We start from the raw sequence: 21,152 nt of genomic DNA, 5'->3' as shown, positions 1-21,152 counted from the left end.
GGTTATTTGCTGGCCGCCGCCGCGACATCTGTACGGATGTCGCGCACAATTCCATTCTGGAAAAACACCGTCGCACTGTTGCGTTTTACCGGCTCACCCGGCGCATGCAGATAAAACACATAATCCCAACGGTTCTTGTGGAAATCGTCCACCATTAGCGGCGTGCCCAAAATGTCTTTCACTTGCGCTTCACTCATGCCAGGACGCACCATCGCCAATTCTTCACGGGTAATGTAGTTGCCCTGCTGGATTTCCATTTTGTAAGTATTGCAGCCACCCAACAGCATAGCAGCGGCGAGGGTAAGTGAAATGATAGGCTTTATCATGTTAATCTTTATTTGTCCAAAGTAAACATGGGCAACATAATAGACTATTCAGGATGGAGAGTGCAGGGTGGAAGAGCAGGATATTAAACGCGCCGGATTAAAGATTACTCAGCCACGGGTCAAAATCCTCGATTTGTTGAGTCATTCTTCTGAACATCACCTAAGCGCAGAGGACATCTACAAATCTTTGCTGACCAATGGAGAGGAAATCGGTCTTGCCACTGTTTACCGGGTGCTGACCCAGTTTGAAGCCGCCGGGCTGGTCAACCGCCACCACTTCGAAGGCGGGCAAGCGGTGTTCGAACTCGCCAGCGAAGAACACCACGACCATATGGTATGCATGAGAACCGGCAGAGTGGTCGAGTTCTACGATGAGGTCATTGAGCAGCGTCAACGCGAGCTCGCCCGCAAGCACAATTTCCGGATCAAAGACCACTCCCTGATCCTTTATGGTGAATTCATCGGGGAAAATGAAGAAACGGCATGAATGTTTTTGCATTTGGCGGACAGGCAGGTATAATCCCGCGTTTTACTCAATTTGTGGATTTGAGACAGAGTTTTTATGCCAAGTGTAAAAGTACGTGATACCGAACCTTTCGAAGTCGCCCTGCGCCGTTTCAAGCGCACTTGTGAAAAAGCTGGCGTGGTTGCTGAAGTGCGCAGCCGTGAGTTCTACGAAAAACCGACTTCTGTACGTAAGCGTATGCGCGCCGCCGCTGTCAAACGCAACCTCAAGCGCATTTCCCGCGACCTGAACCGCCGCGTTCGCCTGTACTGATCACCTGCAAAACCCTCCAGACCTGACATGAGCCTCAAGGCACAGATCACCGAAGACATGAAAATCGCCATGCGCGCGCAGGACAAGGCGCGGCTTGGTGTTATCCGCCTGATTCTGGCCGCCATCAAGCAGCAGGAAGTGGACACCCGTAGCGAGCTGGATGAGGCGGCCATTCTGGTCGTGCTGGACAAGATGACCAAGCAACGCCGTGAATCCATCCGCCAATATTCCGATGCAGGCCGCGATGACCTTGTCAGCCAGGAAGAGTTTGAACTGGGCGTCATTCAGGCTTATTTGCCCCAACCGCTCAACGACAACGAACTGGCGGATTTGATCGGGCAGGCCATTAACGAAACCGGCGCAGCATCCATGCGCGACATGGGTAAGGTCATGAACTGGCTTAAGCCCAAAGTGCAAGGACGCACCGACATGGGTCAGTTAAGCAATTTGATCAAATCCCGCATCAACGGATAAAACAGCCAATCCCCACGCTCTCAGGAGTGTCAACATGACCGAACTCAAAAACGACCGTTTCCTGCGCGCACTCCTGAGGCAGCCGGTTGACACCACCCCCATCTGGATTATGCGTCAGGCAGGCCGTTACCTGCCCGAATACCGCGCCACCCGCCAGCAAGCAGGCAGCTTCATGGATTTGTGCAAGAACCCTGAACTTGCTTGTGAAGTCACCCTGCAACCGCTTGAACGTTATGCGCTGGACGCCGCCATCCTGTTTTCAGACATCCTGACCGTACCTGATGCCATGGGATTGGGCCTGTATTTCTCAGAAGGCGAAGGCCCGCGCTTCAGCAAGCCTGTCAAAACACCGGCAGACATTGAAAAGATTTGCATCCCTGACCCTGAAGACGAATTGCGTTATGTCATGGATGCAGTGCGCGTCATTCGCCGCGAACTGGATGGGCGGGTTCCCCTGATCGGCTTCACTGGCAGCCCCTGGACGCTCGCCACCTACATGGTGGAAGGCGGCTCCAGCAAGGAATTCGCCAAAATCAAGGGGATGCTGTATGACAATCCTGCCGCCTTGCATTTGCTGCTGGACAAACTGGCCGACAGCATCGTCCTCTACCTGAATGCACAAATTGCGGCGGGCGCACAGGCTGTGATGGTGTTTGACACCTGGGGTGGAACACTTACCCCTTCCACCTACCGCGAATTTTCCCTGCACTACATGCAGAAAATTGTGGATGGCGTGCAGCGTGAAAGCGAAGGCCGCCGCGTTCCTGTCATTTTATTCACCAAAGGCGGCTCGCAATGGCTGGAATCCATGGCGGATACCGGCTGTGATGCACTGGGACTGGACTGGACGGTCAACATTGCGGAAGCCCGCCGCCGCGTTGGCGACAAAGTGACGTTACAAGGCAATATGGACCCTTGTGTCCTGTACGCGTCACCAGAGGTGATCCGCCAGCAAGTGGCTGATATTTTAGCAAGTTTCGGCCAGGGTTCCGGGCATGTGTTCAATCTGGGGCATGGCATCCACCAGCATATCAACCCGGAAAATGTGGGCGTCCTGGTGGATGCGGTGCATGAACTGGGAAGACAATACCATTCTGCTGCCTGACCTACAGTATCCCCAATCGCTGGGCTTCCATCACACAGGCAAGACGGTTATGAACCACCAATGCTTCGATCAAGCGCGACACATGCGCCTTGACGGTAGACTCAGCAATATTCAATTTGTCCGCAATTGCCTTGTTGGACAATCCCTTCTCCATCAGTTGTAAAATATCGAACTGCCGATTGCTGATGCCAACACTGGCAGGGGATGCCTGTGAGCCAGGCCGTGCGGGGAAACGGATTGAATCCGCCAAATTGGCCGCTGAACAACAAATATTGCCTGCCATCACCTGATGAATTGTATGGAGAATGGCCTTGATATCCGAAGATTTATGGATGTAGCCCATTGCCCCCGCCGCCAATGCCTTCCTCACCTCGGCACCATCCTCAGACGCTGAAACCACGATCAGTGGCGAAGTCACCAACCGCTCCTGCAAAACTCGCATAAAAGCGAATCCATCCAGCCCCGGCAATTTCAAATCCAGCAAAATCAGGTCGAATGTTTTACCGGCATCAATAAAAGCCAAGGCTCCCTCCACATTGCCAGCCGCCTGGACAACCACATGATTTTCAAGGCGCAATAAGACCTGTCGCATGGCATCAGCAAACAAAGGGTGATCATCCAGGATCAAAATATTCATGCTGTATACTCCTATGCCTCAACTGTCCCTCTTTTTAACCCGTATTATTTTTTCAGCCCATTATAGTACCGGCCAACAAGATCAACCTCACCCGTTCAGGTGAAGCACAGCGAGCACGCCCTGGTCATCGGTAGGCTGGCAGGGTTGGAAATATGTGCAGTCAATTGCCCATCCTGGCGTATGAAATGAATTTCCAGCCGAGCCAGCGCCGCATCGGCAAACAACGCCGCCAAGGCTTCACGGAAAAACAGCAATAGCTCAACAAGTTGCGCAGGCCTCAATTCCAGCCCTTCCAGCATGGGATCAGCCTGCCAGACCACTTGTACATTAGCGGCTTCGGCGCGTTCCATAACCTCCGCCCGCCAATCCGCCAAGTAGTCCCCCAACAGGACAGGCGTTTTTTGCAAGGTCAGGCTGATGATGTCACGCAAAATTTGCAGGGATTCCTGCGCCGCCTGTTGGTGCTTGCGTTCAGGCAAGGTGTGGATCAGCGTGAGCAGCTTGGCACCAACCGTATCATGCAGGTCGTGCATAATGCGGGTGCGCTCTTTCAGCACGAGTTGCTGGCGGATTTCACTGGCATGGCTGGCAATGTGGGCAATATCCAGCAGGGACGCCACCATTTTGAGGCTGTCCTTGCCAAACAAGCGGCTGCCCATTTGCCTGCCGGTCAGGCGGACGCTGCCATGCCCGTACAAAGCAGGCACATCCAGATGCAAACCATTGTCCACCAGCACAGCGCTGTGCAGGACAGTTGGTTGCGCCGTCAAATGCAGTGGCTGGAAACGGGTGCGCAAAGCCTCCCGCCAGCATTGCTCAAACCCATCCCGGGACACAGCGCCGCCCATCAGGGCGCTGAACGCAGGCAGGAAATCCTGCACCGATTGGCCTTCCAGCGGCATCAGCTTGCCCAACAGCCATTGCCGCAACGGAAAATACAGGAAACCCGCCACCAGCACGGACAATCCCAATGAATACCATCCGGTCATACGCAACACGCCCACCAACACCAGATCAATCAGGACAACCAACGCCCCGCCCAATAACCACAACCACGACTTGAACCACCAATATTCCGCATCAAACAAGCGGTAACGCAAAATGCCAATTGCCAGCCCAATAAACACCACCACCCCTAAACCATTGACCACCTGAACCCCAATGAGCGGCTCTCGATACAACACCAATGGCAACACATAGAACAGCATAACGGGGAAAAATGGAAACAGGATGGATGCCTGCATAATCCGCGCAGTCACCTTCAACACAGGGGATTGCCTGCTTCTGGCAATCTGCATTTGGCTTAACACCACCGCGAACACAAACGCGGAAAAAGACGGCCACAAAAAATTATGCCCATAAAAATCCAGCCAGCCGAAATGAAAGTTCAGCAAAAAAAACAACTGCCACAATGCAAACCCATATAACCAGCTTTTTCTCAACAGGGCATGGGGATAAAAGGCAAACAACCAAGTAAACGCATGGGTATACACATTCATGCAAAAAAGCTCGCTGATTGCCAGCCACTCAGCAAGCTCTGCGCGATATGCCAACTCCTTGCCAATGTTAAGCATTCCAATGGTATAAAACAGATACTGTCCAATACCGGCGAATAACAAAGCCACCGCCGCCAATTTTCTTGGTTGATAACTCCAAACCAGCACACTGATGACAGGTATCACCATAAACAATAAGGAGAAAGCCCAAAAGCTGGCGGGAATGGCTCGCCAAGGCGTCTGCGATTGGGCGGCCAGTGAATAAGCCTTGCCTCCCGCATCGATCAGCCGCACCGAACGCCCGGCGCTTAAGGCAGCAAACATTTCCCCTTGATGTTGCAGGTAAGCCTGATAATCCGCATGGGTAGGGCTGAAAAAGGGCGACAAAAACAAAGCAGGCGTCAAAGGGATAGGCGGCTGGGCGTCATCCACCTGCAACGCCGCCATGACTTGCCCAACCTCCACCCTCCCTACCGCTGGCGACGCCGCATCTACGGCAGCGACACGCATAGCCCCTGACAACACATCCGGCTCCAACCGCACACCTATCCAAGGCTGCTGGGTCAGCAAATAAGTTGACCATCCCGCCACGCCAGCACAGAACAGCAACACCACCACGATGGCATGGGCAGGGGATACCCCCCATTCTGGCCTATGCATGGTTGCAAACGTCATGGCACGTCACCAGCCATCAACGGCACGGAGGCATCCAGCCATACCCTGCCCTGCTGCTCCTGATAACGGGTTTGCAGGCTGCCATTCAAGCGCTGGAGACGTCTTGCCATCCCCATCATGCCAGTCCCCGCCCGCCAGTTGCCTGGGGGAGAAATTTCGCCATCATTGCCGACACTGACCTGTAAACAGCCTGCCTGAAGGGAAAAATAAACGCTCAACAGGGGCGGATGGGCATGTTTGAGGGCATTGCTGACCGCCTCATGCAAAAACTGGCTCAGTTCAAACACTTGTTGAGGTTGAAATGCGTACTCCTCAAACAACGCCGCCCGCCAATCCAGTTGCGCGCCCGCCAGCGCCGCCCGCTGGCTGATCTCTGCCTGCCAAAGAGCCAAACAAGCCTGCAATCCCAACGGCTCGGCGCTCAAGGTCAGCCGAACGGTGCTCTCCAAGGTTTGCAAGGCGTCTTCCGTTGCCTTACGGTGCAATGGGTTAGCCAAATTATCCGCCAGCTTGCCTAGCTTGTCGCCCACCGTCGCCTGCAACTCATGCAACAAGCGTTCGCGTTCCTCCCGCACCGCCTGCTCACGGGCATCGCTCGCCCGGCAAGCCATGCGGGCAATATCCAGCAAAGCCGACACCGCCTTAATATCAGCCTTGTTGAACAGGCGCGAAGCCATGTGTTTGCCGGTCAGTTGGAAAGCCTCCCCACCGGCCAACGCTGGGACACGCAGGCGCAAGCCGTTCTCCATCAATTCCGGCTGGGTAATGGGGATAGCTTGCCGGGCAAGATGCTGTGGTGAAAAACGCGCCTGCAACACGGCCTGCCAACTTTGCTCGAACGCCTGTGGGGAATCAGCCCGCGCCAGTGAGCCGCTGAACTGCGGCAGAAAATCCTGCAAGGCTTGCGATTCCATTGGGATCAGTTTGCCCAGCAGCCATTGCCGCAGCGGAAAGTACAGAAAGCCGGTCACCATCACCGACAAGCCCAGCGCATACAATTGCGGCGTATTCAGCAAACCAATCAGCAGCATGTCCATCACCACCACCAGACAACCACCCAACAACCACAACCACGACTTGAACCACCAATATTCCACTTCAAACAGGCGGAAGCGCAAAATGCCGACAGCAAACCCAACAAAAGACACTATTAAAAATATTTGCGCAAGATGCCCACTGATTATCGCATCACTACCTAAAATGACGGGAATTACGTGAACAAAAATAACGAGGAAAAAAGGAACCAATATTGAAAACTGCATCAGCCGCGCCGCCATTTTGTTGACCGGGTCATGGATGCTTCTTGTTATTTGGGTTTGGTTGACCCACGCGGTAAGTGGAAATAACAAGACAGACTGCAAAAACAAATAATGCGGCGAATAATCAAACCAAGAAAAATAAAAATTTAATGAATGAAACGAGAAAGCAAAAAAGAAAACAGACTGCCCCAATAAACCAATCAGTTTGTGCGGATAAGATGATATAATAATAAATAAGAACGGGACATAAATATTCAAAAAAAGCAACTCTAATGCAAAAAGCCATTCAGCCACTTGCAGGGGGAAAAAAAATTCCCTAGCCGCATTGGTCACTCCAATCAATAGAAACAGGTAACATGAATGGCAGGCAATAAAGAAAAATGTTGCCACCCTTAGATTAGGCTTGTAACTCCACACAAACGTGCCTATCAATAAAACAATAGAGAATACCGACAAAAATAGCCAAAAGTAGGCAGGTATTACTCTCACAGGCGTTTTTAGCTGTGGAAACAAATCATATTTCTTGCCATCTAGCGCAATGAAAGTCACAGGTGTACCCGCGCTCAGAAATGCATGGGCTTTTGCTTGCCAGTGCAGATACACCTCAAATTCAGCCCTGTTTTTGTGCAAAAAAGAAAAGAGGAAATGCTTGGAGGTCAGAGGTACAACTTCACCCCCACCCTGTATTTGGGTGAGGACGGTACCCAGCTGAATCTTGCCTTCGGCAGGCGAATTGGCGCTAACCGACACAACCCGCAAAAAGCCTGCCTCGGCATCAGGCTCTACCCTGATCCCCGTCCACGGTTGTTGCAGTAAGGCATACACCGCTGCGCCTTGGGTCAACGCGATGAACAACAAGGTCAGCAACAAAACACCAGCGGGCGGTAAGGCAAGTTTCTCCCGCCAGCCGCCCATCGCTACAACTCCGTGCTGATCAGCCCCAAACGGCAGGCTTCCAGAGCCGCCTCTGCCCGGCTGGAGATGTTGAGCTTGCGGTAGACATTGCGCACATGGGTGGCGATGGTATTGTCGGAGAGATGCAGCAAAGCCCCCACTTCCCGTCGGCTCAACCCCTTGCCGATCAACACCAGCACTTCGGTTTCGCGGGATGACAAACCTTCCGCATCAGGCGGCGCAGGCGTTGACTCAGCAACAGGTTTAGAGACGGCGGCCTCACGCCCAACCCCATTGAAATATTGCAGCACCTTGCGGGCCACCTTGGGCGACAACGGCGGATCGCCCAGCAGAATGCCGCGCAATTTGCGGACAAACTGTTCTTCCGGCAAATCCTTGAGCAGATAGCCGCTGGCCCCGGCCTGCAACGCCGTCAGGATATGCTCCTGATCATCCATGATCGTCGTCACCACCACCACCGCCTGCGGGGAAGCCTGTAAAATGACGGGGATCAAATCCAGGCCATTGCCATCCGGCAAGCTGATGTCCACCAGCGCCAACTCTGTGCCCCCCTCTGCCAGACAGACAAACGCAGACTGATACTCCCGGCATACCGTGACGCTGATGCCCGGAAACGCCTCCTCCAGCAACTGCCGGAGCCATGTGCCTGTTTCGGCAATATCCTCCACCACCACGGCTGTCTGCATACATACCCTTTTTCTTTCTGGTCTTGCTCTGCGCCATTGCAGGCGGACTCTGCTGTGAATATTAGTACACATTAATTCATATCGTATGAGATGAAAACAAAATATCAAAGCCTCAATCATCCGCTGAGAATTACTTCAGTAATTGGTTCAGCACCGTCCTCAACCTACCAGGCGCGACCGGCTTATGCAGCAAATACAGGCCGCTGGAATTGGCTTCGCGCAACCGTTCTTCACTGGTGTCCCCGGTGACGATCACAGCCGGAATGTCGCGCTGGCAATGCCGCCGCACCAGTTCAATCGCCTGCGCCCCGGTCTGGCCTTCACGCAGGCGGTAATCCGCCACCATCAAGTCAGGCTGCAAACCAACCTGAGTGATTTTCCCCACCGCCTCAAGGGCAGATTCAGCCGTCATGGTCACGCATCCCCAACTGCCCAGCAAGCAGGCCATACTGCGCAAAATTTCCTGTTCATCGTCAATCACCAGCACATTCACCCCGGCAATGCTGGCCGCAACATGGGTTGGCAGCTCCGGTTGCAGCAAACTGGCGTCACCTAGCGGCACTTCCAGCGCAAACGTGGAACCTCCCCCAGGATGGGAAATACAGGTGACAGGCAAGCCCAGTAGATCCGCCAGTTTCCTGACAATCGCCAACCCCAGGCCCAAACCTTTGCTGCGGTCACGCTCCGGATTGGCAAGCTGGTAATACTCATCAAAAATATTCGCTTGTTCACTTGTCGGGATGCCAATTCCGGTATCAGTGACCGCCACCTTGACCGCATCCTTGCCAGTAAGCTGACAGGTCAGCGCGACGCCTCCCTGCTCGGTATAGCGGACGGCATTGGACAACAAGTTGCGCAGGATTCGTGCCAATAGCAACGGATCAGTAAACACCACCGGATTGGAGCACTCCAGCTTCAGGTTGAGCTGTTTTTCAGCCACACGGGTCTTAAATTCCTCGTGTAGCGGCAACACAATGTCATGCAACCGGATATGGCCAAACTGTGTTTCCACAATCCCCGCATTCAGGCGCGACACATCCAACAGGCTGTTGAACAGGTTGGACAACGCCTCATTGGTGCGGCGCAATGCCTGCAAATGCTCCACCCCGCGCGGCTGGAGGTAGGTTTCGATGGCGTCCAGATACAACCCCTGGGCATGCAAAGGCTGGCGCAGGTCATGGCTGGCGGCGGCAAGAAACTTGTCCTTGGCCAGCACCGCCTGTTCCGCGATATGCTGGTTTTTTTCCGCCGTCGCCTTCTCCTGCCCCAGGCGGGCAATCAGATCCAAATTCTCGAAACGCAAGCGGATGGATTCGTGGATGATGCGGCTGTAGGTCAACGCCACCATACTGCTGGCCAGGATGAACACCGTAAACGCCAACCCCATCACGGTATAGAGGGTTTCGCCCACTTGCAGGGCGCGAAACATCAGCAACAGGGTCATGGGCACGGTAAAAGCGGCAAATGCCGGGAACCTCACCGCACTGGTGGCGCTGGCGGAGGCGACCAGACCACCGTAAAAATACAGCACGAACAGGGCGACATCCGGCCTGCCGGAAGTAAACAAGTCCTGAAAAATCAACCCCCACAGCGTTCCGGTCAGACCCGTGCCGAGAATAAAACGCCGTTCCCAACAAACAATATTGATGTCTGGTCTGCCCAATGCCAACCCGAAACGGTATTTGTCCACAGACCGCAGCAACAGCACCAATGCCGCCAATCCCCATAGCCACCCTTGCAATTTGCCTGCCTCTGGCCACGCCACCCAGATGATGCCTGCCAGCACAAACAGGTTGCCGGGGATGGCGACATTCAGGTTGCGGTAGAGAAGCTTGACCTGCTCGAGGTGAATGGGCAGGGAATGGGCGACGGGAGTGGCCATAATCAGGGTTCCTTACACGATGCCTGAGGCGGGCGGATACCTGCATCTTAAATCATGGCAGATCGCATCCAATAATACGAAAGTCGAATTGACGCCGCCGCCATATACATTATTTTCATACTTGAAGTCACCCGATGATTTTAAAAGGAGTTTTACTATGCACGCCCATCAAAATCATTATGCCCATCATTTACAGGCAGCGATGGTCATTTTTATTGGCTTTTCACCCACCTTTGCAATAGCAGCCGAGTGCCGTTCCTCTTTCCCTGAATTTTCGCCGCATCAGGACACGTATGGGGTCGCCTGCTCAAAACTTCCGGGCGGAGGCACATTTTCCTTCAGGATTACAACACCGCCCACCAATGGGATTATCGGCAGGTTTACAACTTCCCATTATGACGAGTTAATTTATTTCACCAAGAACTTCCTTCCCGACACGATTGGCTACGAAGTCATTGCCGAAAATGGCGCAATTGTGGAAGCCGGAACAACGTTCATATCATTGGAATCCATTACAAACTCCACTACAGGCGACAGTGGGGGTGGAGAAGACAATGGTAATGAATGTAATCCCCCAACCAATCAAAGAACTGCCAATATAGCAGCGGCAGCTGCAATAGACCCAAATTGCGGGACATAATAAAACATCAAGAATAACGCCAAGCAATACTAAAGTCGAATTGACGGCATTGCCGATTGCATTATTCTTAGCACTTAAGCGCAGTCACCAAAGATTTAAAAACCTTTCCACTTAACACCATCATTAAGCCAGGAAATCTTTAACTACAAGGAGTATAGGATTATGAGTTCATTTTCAAAGTTATTTTTCAACAAGCCATCATTGCTTCGCACTGCTTCACCACTCATTATGGCGACACTATTGGCGCTACCGCCAGTAATCGGTGCGGAAGAAACACAATGCAACAATCCGGGCACACAAGCCTTATATAACACATTTGTCGGCATGACTGATACGGATGAAACAGCAATTGCCATCAATACCGGCCTACAAACAAATGACATCGGCAATATTGACGCCCTAGTTTATATTTGTGATGGCGTTGCACAATCTGCTTGGTATTATGGCTACCTGACAGGCAATGAGTTACATGCAATGTCCGCCACTGGCAAAACCGTACATGCAACGGTAAACGATAACAACATCAGCGGCACGCTTGAAATGCCTGACGGTTCACAAACAACATTTACTGCGCCCTCCGCAACAGGCGTGGCTGGCATTTATTTGCTTGAAGGCAATAAAGGCATTGCCGCCAACTATTCCGTTATCAACGCGGACATCGTAAATGCTGAAGTCACGGGAAGCGTAACTTCATCCGACAATCAAACAACTGAATTTAATGGAAATATTGAAAAATTTGGCGACCCTGCCAACCGTTCCACATGGATTGTGCAACCTAATGGCGATGTCAAAGGAAGAAATGGAGGGGATGCTGTTGGCATACCAAAGAATTGTTCCATATGGGCGTGGACAAAAGGCAAATATTTTGGCGTGGATTGCCACGCCTACATGCTTCCAAACTGATACTTTGGCATCCTGACATAATGGGATGATGCCAAATTAAAAGCACTTCCGTTTTCACATACCAAACAGTTTAAATGTCTTCACAAAAGGAAAGAGACGAATATTTATGATTTTCAACCATGAACACTGCAAATAGGTTTTAGCATAAATATCCAACGACTAAAACTTTGCAAGTTCTAAAAATTCCACAAGGAACATTAAAATGGCACAGCAATTAATATACAAAAAAACCAAATCACATTCTGATGGTGATGATGACTGGATACCAGATTCAGCTCAAGGGACAGACAAACACAAATTCACAATACCTGCTGACACGAAATATGTGCGTTATGCCATCTCTGCGTCTGAAAACTTAGGGGGATACGAAGTTAAATCCAGTCCAAAACGAGGTGCGACAGGTGACCAAAACGTAAATGTCAAATGGTGGTTCCTCCCATTTGGCAATATTAAATATACTTTGCGAGTATATACAGGAAATGTCGAAATTATACCTATTGAAGTTGGCAGCAATAACTGGATAGGCCAAGCATTAGATGCAATCAAGCAAGGTGATAACTTTAAGTTGATCCTTGGGGGACATGATGCACGGAATTTATTCAGCACCATTAAACGACTCGCAAATGACCGTTTTATCCCATTGGCAGATGCCTCCACAGTTGAAGCGGATGATATGCCAGGAGCAGAAAGCTCCCCCGCAGCACCAATTGAGCCAATGGTTGAACCTATAACGATAACAATTGCCATTGTTTTAGCGATTATATCAATTGCTGCATTTGCGACAATTGCAGCTATTTTCATAGAAGCCATACATAACGGCTATAATGCAAACGCAAAACATAAAGCAGGCGCAACACCATTAAGTGATGAGTTGGAAATTTCTGTCGTTAAGGCATAAGCACTGCTTTTGTTTTTTTGTACACGACCTCTGTACACGGTAAAAAATTCGCTCCCTGGCAATTCATTTATTTCGAATAATTAAAAACTGACAATTTCATTATAAAATGCAATTCGTTAAAGAGCCAAAATAAGTTTTTTCGTATACAGAGGTCATTTCTAAACCAAGAAAGGATTTCATACCATGAACAACATACCAAAACCTTATTGGATAGCAACAGGCGTATTATTACTGATCATATTGATTTTTAGCGACTCAAAGGAAAAAAGACCCGCCACTGAAACAGCCAACACTGACCCCATTAATGAACCTAGGAGCAATAGCCGTTATTTTGAAGACAGAATGGCAGAAAAAGGGATTTCTATTCCCTCAACAGTCCAATAGTAAAGCCATTTTTCTGGGCGAATTTCTTAATGAACATTTGATATTCGAGGCGTTATGGAAGAGTTTATTTTACGGTTAGTGGAACGGATACTGGGCGTAATCATTGGTGGATTTTCCATTTACCTTGGTTATCACCTGTTTCTTGAACTGCCTATACAAACAAACAGCTCAGGGAAAGTGATCCTGCCTGGCGATGTGAGCATCTACCTGAGCCGTATCGGGCCAGGTGTATTCTTTGCGTTATTTGGGGCGATGATTGTAGGGGCATCCCTCTTCAGCAAAGTCGAAAAGTTATCACACGAATCCAAAGTGACCCAGGACTCCGCAGGCAACATCACCACGGTAAACAAAACGCAAGAAATACGCGGGATGGCGCTCGGGACACCAAGCACCGCTTCAGAACAAGAGCGGCTGATGGCCGAAGCACGGACACAAATTTATACCCTGAACAGTAACTTGGCAGACGCCCTGAAACCTGATTTACATGAAAATGACCGTAAAGACCTGGAAGTTGCAATTGATTACAGCAAACGCAAGATATTACAGACAGTTTGGCAAACTTCATGGGGAGAATTCTCAGCCTTTGAAACCTGGGTCAAAAGCGGTGCCTCAACCCCGCCACCCAACGATAAGCTGAAGGAAGCAGCAGACATTTATCATAATGGCAGCGAGGCAACACAATGACACGGGTGAATTGGGCCACGCTTATCACGGCCTCGGCAATGGCAACCACAGCAATCATGTCCGACGATGCCCCCAAAAATTCTTGGGAAGGCTTTTATGACAAAACAGCCCTGGAACAGACAAGCAGGCGTTCCACACCGGATATCCAAACGATCCTGATGGAAGACATCCCCAGCATCCTCACCACCCAACAACGCAACCTTTTGTCTGGTGTCCGTATAGAGTTCCCCCAGCTCCCCTTACTTGGCAAAAAAACATCTGTCAACACAACGCCTGTCAACGCTTATTCCCTCTCTAAAGAAAAACGGGTGATTCTGCCGGTTTTCAGCATCAGGTTCCTACGGGATATTGCCATTGCTTATGCTTGGTTAAACACCAAAGGCTATGGCCTGCAAACCATCACCGATTACCTGTGTATGGTCAAATACCAGTGGCCTGATCAATTAAGGGACGTTTCCCATACACCACTTGAGGCGCTCGGCATCCCCGCCAATGCTTTGGATGACCCTGTTGTGAAAGCAAGTTTCCAACGGCTATTCAATTCAATGATCGTCTTCATTTTGGGTCACGAACTGGGGCATATTTACCATCAACATGCCGGGTATGATGCCAGCTCCACCGCCGAGTCCAAACGGCAGGAGCAGGACGCGGATGCCTTTGCCCTGGAAATCATGCGGCAAATGGGGGCGGTGCCAACCGGGGCAAGCGTCTATTTTCTGGTGACGGCACATTTTGAACCGTTCGTCGGAGACCAGGACTTCAACAAAATGCAAGCCAACCGCACACACCCCCTTAACCCAGAGCGCATCAAAGCCATCGCCGAAAGCATCAAACAAAATGCCGGACGTTTCGCCGCCGGTTCAGCCCAGCCCAAGCAAGCCCTATCGGCATTGGAGACGGCCAGCTCTGAACTGACAACAGTCAGCCAATTGCTTGGTGATCAAGGCGTGCAGGCTTCCTTGCGAAAAATCGGGCTTTCGACCCATGTGGATATGTTACAACCCCGGCGGCTAGGCGAATTGGCAACATTACCCGGTGAAACTTCGGCTGCTGCGGCCATCTTCAGCGGCATATTTACAGGCCAGTGGATAGACGCCAAAGCGGTGGGGCTGGACACCAAAATGGTCTTGACCCGAAATGGCGATACCGTCACCGGCACCTATACCGTAGGGCTTGGTTCTGCCACCTTGGAAGGTAAAGTGCATGGTGATGATCTCGAATACACTTGGCGTTGGGGGGAAGATTACTTTGGGCAAGGCAAGCTTACCAGCCAACACCAAGGCAAAACCCTCACAGGCACATGGGGCTATACCAAGGCAAGCACAGGCGGCGGCACATGGCGATTGACCCAACACTAAACGCCAACCAAGGATTAGGCATCAATACGAAAGTAGCATTGCCAATCGCCGCCCATCCTCTAACATTATTCCTATGTATTGTATTGAAACATGGATGGGACACCAAATGGGCACGCAATATTCACTAGAAGCGGGCAACAACCGCCACTACGTTGTAGTTCTGACCTCCGGCAAGGAAGACGGCGGCAAACGCGCCACCCTGGCATTTGCTGCCGCCTGCTCCGCTGCCGCAATGGATATGAACCCGCATGTCTTTCTTATCGGCGACGGCAGCTACTGGGCTTATGAAGGCCATACCCACGGCATTCATGCTGCCGGATTCCCGCCGCTGGAGGATCTGGTGGAAAATTACCTGGATCTTGGCGGCAACCTATACGTTTGCTCCGCCTGTGACCAAGTGTGCAGTGTTGCCCCTGACAACAGCTTCCCGCTCCCCGCCAAACGGGTCGGCATAGAGCCACGAGGCCTCGCAAGCGTGTTGCAATATACCGTCAGTGGTGGCTCCATCACATTTTAAGGAGGTTTCCCGAAGTGCCTGCTTCCCCGTATGCGCATTCCGCTATTGCCTGCTGAATATCCCCGAACAGAGCCACAGCAAATTATTAAAGATATTACTCAGGTAATTGGATTTTTCTTGATGATACGGATTGCTATACAATTAACCAGCTTAATTTATTGTGCAAGAGGTCGCCTATTATGAGTTGCCTGCTCCCCCCCGTATGCGCTTTCTGCCAGCATCTTCTGGAAGACGATCCAGACCGGGAATGCCTTGCCTTCACCGAAATTCCGGGTGAAATCATGGAAGGCCGATGTGACCATACCGCCCCTTATCCAGAGGACGGCGGATACCGCTTTTCCCTGGTTCCTGCTGAACTGGAGACCTTTCTGGAATTGAATGAAGTCAGGCGCGAATTCAACCTGACCGAGTTCCGCTTGCCTGCTGATCAGGCGTCACCCAGACCCCGCATCAGGTCACGTTGAATATCCTGGATATTTTCCAGCCCGACCGACACCCGCAGTAGACCCTCCGCAATTCCCGCCTGCTCTTTTTGCTCCGCCGACAAGCGGCCATGCGTTGTGGTCGCCGGATGGGTGATAGTGCTTTTGGCATCGCCCAGATTGGCGGTGATCGACAGCATACGGGTGGAGTCCACTACATTCCAGGCGGCCTCTTGCCCCCCCCGGACGATGAAAGAAACAATCCCGCCAAACCCGCTTTGTTGCTGCTTGGCCAGCTCATGCTGAGGGTGGGACGCCAGCCCCGGATAAAAAACCCGCTCCACCGCCGGATGAACTTCTAACCAATGTGCGAGCTGCATGGCATTGTCGCAATGAACCTTCATGCGCAGGGAAAGCGTTTCCAGCCCCTTGAGGAACACCCAGGCGTTAAACGGGCTCATGCTGACGCCACCATTACGCAAGACGGTGTAGACATCCTTGCCGACCCGTTCCTGATCGCCCACAACAGCACCGCCCAAAGCCCTGCCCTGCCCATCCAGATACTTGGTGGCGGAATGCACCACAATATCAGCACCCAGCTCCAACGGACGCTGCAAAGCGGGCGTACATAAACAATTGTCGATCACCAGCAGGCTGCCATGCCGATGGGCGATTTCCGCCAACGCGCGGATGTCCACCAACTCAGTCAACGGATTGGCGGGCGTTTCAGCAAACAACAAGCGGGTGTTCGGCTGTAACGCAGCCTCCCAAGCAGCCAGATCCGACAGCTCAACAAAGGAAGTCTCCACCCCGAACTTGCCAATACAGTTTTGCAGCAACAAGGTGGTCGTACCAAACACGGAACGCGAACACACCACATGATCGCCCGCCTTCAGCAACCCCAGCATAACCGCCAGGATCGCCGACATGCCGGAGGCCGTCGCCACACAACTTTCCCCGCCCTCCAACGCCGCCAGCCGCTCCTGGAAGTAGCGCACGGTCGGGTTGGTGAAACGGGCGTACACATTGCCCGGCGCACTGCCATTGAAACGCGCCGCCGCCTCCGCCGCACTGCTGAACACAAAACTTGAAGTCGGAAAAATGGCTTCCGAATGTTCGCCTTCAAGGGTGCGGACATGGCCTGCACGGATCGCCAGTGTTTCAAATTCCCAGATGCTGTTGTCCAAAACCAATTTCCTTATCGTTTTTGGGCGACGACCACCACTAAAGTATTTTCATCGACCCGGTCAAACAATTCCATGACATCCCGGTTGCGCATGCGGATGCAGCCGTGCGACGCAGGCCGCCCCAATTTGCCTTCCTCGTCTGTGCCATGGATGTAAATATAGCGTTCGTGGGAGTCAACACTCCCCCCCTGATTGACACCCGGCTCCATGCCATCCAGCCACAGGATGCGGGTTGTGACATTATCTTCTGTGCTGTCCTGATCGGGGCCGGTCAGGATGGTCGCAATACGCCCAGTATTCTGGCGCGCCTTGAAAATAGCGCCCAGTGGGGCCCCTTCACCGATTTTTTGGGCGATACGGTGGACGCCGGTCGGCGTCTGGTCGCTGCCCTTGCGGCTCCCCAAGCCTTTCAGTGCGGTTGAGATGACCCACTCACCACTAACCCGGCCATTCTCAATCAACTGCATTTTTTGGGCGGTCGCATCAACCAGCAAAAACCTGTCGGTATGGTAGCCTGGAAAACGTTGCGCCAGATCCTTGGCGATGAAATCCACATTTGCCCCCTGATTGGCACCGGCCATTGCGGGCGGGGCGGCCTGCGGCGGCAATGGCAAAGGCTCCATCCCACTGCCTGCATTCAACGGGTCCGCAGCATTGCATCCGCCACTAAGCGCTATCGCAAATATCGATGGCAGCCATATCCTGTTCACGTTTTGTTTTTTCTTCATCATTGCGTAAAGCCTCTAATTCAGTGAAATAATCACCGTTTTCCCCAGTTGCATAACTGCCCGTAAACACGGAACAATCGAACGCCCTCAAGCGGGCATTGCCTTTGCTGACCGCTTCAACCAGATCATCCAACGGCAAATATACCAAACGGTCAACGCCGATGGCCTCCGCCACCTCCTCTTCGGTGCGCCCGTGGGCGATAAGTTCCTTGGCCGCAGGCATATCGATGCCATAGATGTTCGGAAACTTGATCGGCGGCGATGCTGAAGCAAAATACACCTTTCTCGCCCCTGCGTCGCGCGCCATCTGCACAATTTCACCCGACGTTGTTCCCCGCACAATGGAATCATCCACCAACATGACATTCTTGCCCTTGAACTCCAGCGCCAGCGGATTCAGCTTCTGGCGCACCGATTTCTTGCGCTTGGCCTGCCCCGGCATGATGAAGGTGCGGCCGATATAGCGGTTTTTGATGAAACCTTCACGGTAGGGAACGCCAAGCGTGTAGGCCATTTCCAGCGCCGACGTGCGGCTGGTGTCAGGAATCGGGATCACCACGTCGATGTCATGATCCGGCCAGGAATGCTCAACATATTCCGCCAGCTTGCGCCCCATGCGCATCCGTGCCTTGTGGACGAACACATTGTCGATAATGGAGTCGGGGCGGGCAAAATAGACGTACTCAAAGATGCAGGTGGTATAGCGGGGGTTTTCCGCGCATTGACGGGTAAACACTTGGCCATCCGGACGGATGAAAATCGCCTCACCAGGCTCAATGTCACGCACCAGCCGGTAGCCCTGCGCATCCAACGCCACGCTTTCGGAGGCCAACATGAACTCCTTGCCCTGCGCGCCTTCACGCACACCATACACCAGCGGACGGATGCCATGCGGGTCACGGAACCCGACCAGCCCATCCCGCGTCAGCATGGCGACCACCGCATACGCGCCCTTGCAACGCTTATGCACGCCCGCAACGGCGGCGAAAATGTCATCCGGCGTCACACGCAGGGCATTCTGGCGCAACAACTCCTGTGCAAACACATTCAGCAGGATTTCGGAGTCGGATTCGGTGTTGATCTGTCGGCGATCCTGCTGGTACAACTCCTTTTTCAGGATGCGGGCGTTGGTCAGATTGCCGTTATGCGCCATGGAAATGCCATAAGGGCTGTTGACATAAAAAGGCTGGGCCTCGGCGGAGGAAGAGGAACCCGCTGTTGGATAGCGCACATGCCCCACCCCCATGTTCCCCTGTAGCATGCCCATGTGCCGCTCCTGGAAAACATCCTTGACCAGCCCATTTTCACGCCGCAGGTAGAGTTTCCTCCCATCGCTGGTGACAATCCCTGCCGCGTCCTGTCCACGATGCTGTAACACGGTCAATCCATCATAAAGCGCCTGATTAACCGGCTCGTGAGCAATAATCCCAATAATTCCGCACATAACAAGCCTTCACGCGAAACGAAAACGTCATATTCTAACCCCGTAAAAACAAAACAGCCATGCACGATATATGCATGGCTGCAAACTGTCCCACGGAACCTGCCCCTGTCACCGCTTACTGGGCCGGAGCATCGCCAGGACGGTCAAGATAACTGGAGAAATCCTGTGGAATCATCTCCTTGACAAGACCCGCAGTGTGCTCAAACCAGGGCATCAGCGCCGAATCTTTCCACCAAGCCTGTTTCGGGTAAGCGGTCAACCCCATTAACAACACCAATAAAGTAATGATCAAACCGCCACGCAAGACGCCAAACGCGCCGCCCAGCAAATGATCAACACCCCCCAAACCAATCGAAGCCACTGCCGTGCTCAATAAATGGTTGATAATGGCACCAATCACCAATACACCGAAAAAAATGATCGCAAACGCAATCCCCATGCGCACGACCTCGCTTTGCACAGCGAACGGCAGTTGGCTGGACAACGGCTTTACGTACAACATCGCAAAGCCGAAGGCCGCCACCCACGTCACCAGGGAAAGCGCTTCCCTGACGAACCCCCTGATCAAGCCAATAATGGCTGATAACACGATCAAGACAATAATGCCCAGATCCAACATCTCTGCTGTCATTGGTTATTTATTGCTGACCACAAAACTGCTTTGCACATTTTGGTTTTGCTTGTAGCGAGATTTCATCTTGACTTGCGCAGCTTCGGCAGCGGCCTTGTCAGCAAACCCGCCGACACTGACGCGGTATACGGTCTTGCCGCTGACACTGGCCGACGCAACGGTCACATTATAACCATCCGCCTTGAGTGGCCCAGCAATTGCATCGGCCTTGGCCTTGTCGGAACTGGCGATAACCTGGATTGCGAAATCACCACTGGCAGCCGCACCCGCAGCCGCACCCGTTGCAGTTGCACCCGCAGCAGCCAATGCTTTGGATTTTTCGGCAGCAGCCTTTTCAGCGGCGGCCTTAGCGGCGGCTTCTTTAGCGGCAGCGGCCTTTTCGGCGGCAGCCTTTTCAGCAGCGGCTTTAGCTTTGGCGCTTTCTTCAGACTGTGACTTAGGCACCGGCTTCTCGTTCACCAACACGACCTTAGAACTGGTGCCAGACGATTTTTTCTCAGCTGGCGCGCTGCTCACTGGCTTGTCTTGTTGGGAAGCGGAACTTCCACTTGCCGGAGGCTGGCTGGCCGCAGCCTGTTGATGGCCTTCATCTGTTGGTTTTTTGCCCGTACTGTCAGTGGTTTCCTGACCTGCACCCACATCAACCGGCTTGGCATCGCCTGCGCCCATACTGCCCTTGCCTTCTTTGACTTTGCCATCGGTGTCAACCAAGTCACGCACTTCACCACCACCCGGACGGACACTTAAGCCTGTCGTGTTGGGGACAGTTTCTGGCATTTTCACTTCAACGCCAGGAATAACGGCACCGCCCTGAGCCGTAGTCGACGGCGCGGCCCCTGTATCCTGCTGCGGCGCGACAGCCCCATCAGCACCAGGTTGTTGGCTTGGGGCAGCCGCCGTCTGGTCTTCGCCCACCACGCTGGGCTTCTCATCGCCGCCAACCCCAGGGAACCCCAGGATGGGTTTGGTTTCGGCTGTCTGGTTCATCGCCAGATCCTGCTGACCATCACGGTTTTTGCCTTTCAGCAACCATGCCAGTAACAACGCGGCGACCAGCACCAGAACAACTGCGCCGATCATGCGTTTGGTTGTAGCCTTATTGTCCATCTTGATTCACTGCTCC

The 21,152-nt window shown here is 52.6% G+C and carries 23 protein-coding genes; 12 read left to right on the top strand and 11 right to left on the bottom strand.

Annotation, left to right across the window (positions count from 1 at the left end):
• Positions 1-2 precede the first annotated feature (2 nt).
• Complete coding sequence (locus VSS37_RS13185) at positions 3-326, bottom strand: outer membrane protein assembly factor BamE (RefSeq protein ID WP_324695933.1); 324 nt, start codon at positions 324-326, stop codon at positions 3-5.
• A 67-nt stretch (positions 327-393) separates the two neighbouring features.
• Between VSS37_RS13185 and fur the strand changes: the two genes are divergently transcribed.
• From fur to hemE, 4 genes are all read left to right on the top strand, one after another.
• Positions 394-813: a ferric iron uptake transcriptional regulator gene (gene fur / locus VSS37_RS13180; RefSeq protein WP_324695932.1), complete on the top strand. Its 420-nt coding sequence runs from the start codon at positions 394-396 to the stop codon at positions 811-813.
• 75 nt (positions 814-888) lie between these two features.
• Positions 889-1,104, top strand: a complete 216-nt coding sequence (gene rpsU / locus VSS37_RS13175; RefSeq protein WP_324695930.1) for a 30S ribosomal protein S21 — start codon at positions 889-891, stop codon at positions 1,102-1,104.
• Positions 1,105-1,131: 27 nt separating this feature from the next.
• Entirely contained in the window at positions 1,132-1,578 is a 447-nt protein-coding gene (locus VSS37_RS13170; RefSeq protein WP_324695928.1) for a GatB/YqeY domain-containing protein, read from the top strand.
• Positions 1,579-1,612: 34 nt separating this feature from the next.
• Positions 1,613-2,683: a uroporphyrinogen decarboxylase gene (gene hemE / locus VSS37_RS13165; protein WP_324695927.1), complete on the top strand. Its 1,071-nt coding sequence runs from the start codon at positions 1,613-1,615 to the stop codon at positions 2,681-2,683.
• A 1-nt stretch (position 2,684) separates the two neighbouring features.
• Here the strand turns inward: hemE and VSS37_RS13160 are convergent, their stop codons facing one another.
• The 5 genes from VSS37_RS13160 to VSS37_RS13140 form a co-directional block, all read right to left on the bottom strand.
• Positions 2,685-3,320, bottom strand: a complete 636-nt coding sequence (locus tag VSS37_RS13160) for a response regulator (RefSeq protein WP_324695926.1) — start codon at positions 3,318-3,320, stop codon at positions 2,685-2,687.
• 95 nt (positions 3,321-3,415) lie between these two features.
• The gene (locus VSS37_RS13155) at positions 3,416-5,491 is read right to left on the bottom strand and encodes a sensor histidine kinase (protein ID WP_324695924.1); all 2,076 of its coding nucleotides are present in this window, start codon (positions 5,489-5,491) and stop codon (positions 3,416-3,418) included.
• The gene (locus VSS37_RS13150; protein WP_324695922.1) at positions 5,488-6,639 is read right to left on the bottom strand and encodes a sensor histidine kinase; all 1,152 of its coding nucleotides are present in this window, start codon (positions 6,637-6,639) and stop codon (positions 5,488-5,490) included. The genes VSS37_RS13155 and VSS37_RS13150 overlap by 4 nt, the downstream gene beginning before the upstream one ends.
• Before the next feature lie 1,028 nt (positions 6,640-7,667).
• Positions 7,668-8,351, bottom strand: a complete 684-nt coding sequence (locus tag VSS37_RS13145; RefSeq protein ID WP_324695921.1) for a response regulator — start codon at positions 8,349-8,351, stop codon at positions 7,668-7,670.
• Between the two features lie 130 nt (positions 8,352-8,481).
• The gene (locus tag VSS37_RS13140) at positions 8,482-10,233 is read right to left on the bottom strand and encodes an ATP-binding response regulator (protein WP_324695919.1); all 1,752 of its coding nucleotides are present in this window, start codon (positions 10,231-10,233) and stop codon (positions 8,482-8,484) included.
• 19 nt (positions 10,234-10,252) lie between these two features.
• Between VSS37_RS13140 and VSS37_RS13135 the strand changes: the two genes are divergently transcribed.
• From VSS37_RS13135 to VSS37_RS13100, 8 genes are all read left to right on the top strand, one after another.
• Complete coding sequence (locus tag VSS37_RS13135; protein ID WP_324695917.1) at positions 10,253-10,873, top strand: hypothetical protein; 621 nt, start codon at positions 10,253-10,255, stop codon at positions 10,871-10,873.
• Between the two features lie 162 nt (positions 10,874-11,035).
• Positions 11,036-11,776 carry a hypothetical protein gene (locus tag VSS37_RS13130; RefSeq protein ID WP_324695915.1) on the top strand — a complete coding sequence of 247 codons (741 nt, stop codon included), beginning with the start codon at positions 11,036-11,038 and terminating at the stop codon, positions 11,774-11,776.
• Between the two features lie 202 nt (positions 11,777-11,978).
• Positions 11,979-12,674 carry a hypothetical protein gene (locus VSS37_RS13125; RefSeq protein WP_324695914.1) on the top strand — a complete coding sequence of 232 codons (696 nt, stop codon included), beginning with the start codon at positions 11,979-11,981 and terminating at the stop codon, positions 12,672-12,674.
• Positions 12,675-12,857: 183 nt separating this feature from the next.
• Positions 12,858-13,058: a hypothetical protein gene (locus VSS37_RS13120; protein WP_324695912.1), complete on the top strand. Its 201-nt coding sequence runs from the start codon at positions 12,858-12,860 to the stop codon at positions 13,056-13,058.
• A 54-nt stretch (positions 13,059-13,112) separates the two neighbouring features.
• Complete coding sequence (locus VSS37_RS13115) at positions 13,113-13,742, top strand: hypothetical protein (RefSeq protein ID WP_324695911.1); 630 nt, start codon at positions 13,113-13,115, stop codon at positions 13,740-13,742.
• 38 nt (positions 13,743-13,780) lie between these two features.
• Positions 13,781-15,100, top strand: a complete 1,320-nt coding sequence (locus VSS37_RS13110; protein WP_324695910.1) for a phage exclusion protein Lit family protein — start codon at positions 13,781-13,783, stop codon at positions 15,098-15,100.
• A gap of 106 nt (positions 15,101-15,206) precedes the next feature.
• On the top strand, positions 15,207-15,617 hold the full coding sequence (locus VSS37_RS13105) for a DsrE family protein (RefSeq protein WP_324695909.1): 411 nt from the start codon (positions 15,207-15,209) through the stop codon (positions 15,615-15,617).
• Between the two features lie 179 nt (positions 15,618-15,796).
• On the top strand, positions 15,797-16,081 hold the full coding sequence (locus VSS37_RS13100) for a hypothetical protein (RefSeq protein ID WP_324695907.1): 285 nt from the start codon (positions 15,797-15,799) through the stop codon (positions 16,079-16,081).
• Here the strand turns inward: VSS37_RS13100 and VSS37_RS13095 are convergent.
• The 5 genes from VSS37_RS13095 to VSS37_RS13075 form a co-directional block, all read right to left on the bottom strand.
• Positions 16,045-17,226, bottom strand: a complete 1,182-nt coding sequence (locus VSS37_RS13095) for an O-succinylhomoserine sulfhydrylase (protein ID WP_324695906.1) — start codon at positions 17,224-17,226, stop codon at positions 16,045-16,047. The genes VSS37_RS13100 and VSS37_RS13095 overlap by 37 nt on opposite strands.
• An 11-nt stretch (positions 17,227-17,237) precedes the next feature.
• The gene (locus VSS37_RS13090; RefSeq protein WP_324695904.1) at positions 17,238-17,849 is read right to left on the bottom strand and encodes a L,D-transpeptidase family protein; all 612 of its coding nucleotides are present in this window, start codon (positions 17,847-17,849) and stop codon (positions 17,238-17,240) included.
• A 43-nt stretch (positions 17,850-17,892) separates the two neighbouring features.
• Positions 17,893-19,398 (bottom strand): amidophosphoribosyltransferase, encoded by a 1,506-nt coding sequence (purF, locus tag VSS37_RS13085; RefSeq protein WP_324695902.1) that lies wholly within the window; start codon positions 19,396-19,398, stop codon positions 17,893-17,895.
• Between the two features lie 115 nt (positions 19,399-19,513).
• The gene (locus tag VSS37_RS13080) at positions 19,514-20,029 is read right to left on the bottom strand and encodes a CvpA family protein (RefSeq protein WP_324695900.1); all 516 of its coding nucleotides are present in this window, start codon (positions 20,027-20,029) and stop codon (positions 19,514-19,516) included.
• 3 nt (positions 20,030-20,032) lie between these two features.
• Positions 20,033-21,136: an SPOR domain-containing protein gene (locus tag VSS37_RS13075; RefSeq protein ID WP_324695899.1), complete on the bottom strand. Its 1,104-nt coding sequence runs from the start codon at positions 21,134-21,136 to the stop codon at positions 20,033-20,035.
• Between the last annotated feature and the right edge of the window lie 16 nt (positions 21,137-21,152).

It is taken from the genome of Candidatus Thiothrix phosphatis (assembly GCF_035668035.1).
Lineage (GTDB): Bacteria > Pseudomonadota > Gammaproteobacteria > Thiotrichales > Thiotrichaceae > Thiothrix > Thiothrix phosphatis.
Note: the sequence above shows the minus strand (reverse complement) of the source record. Positions and strands in the feature narration are given on the sequence as shown.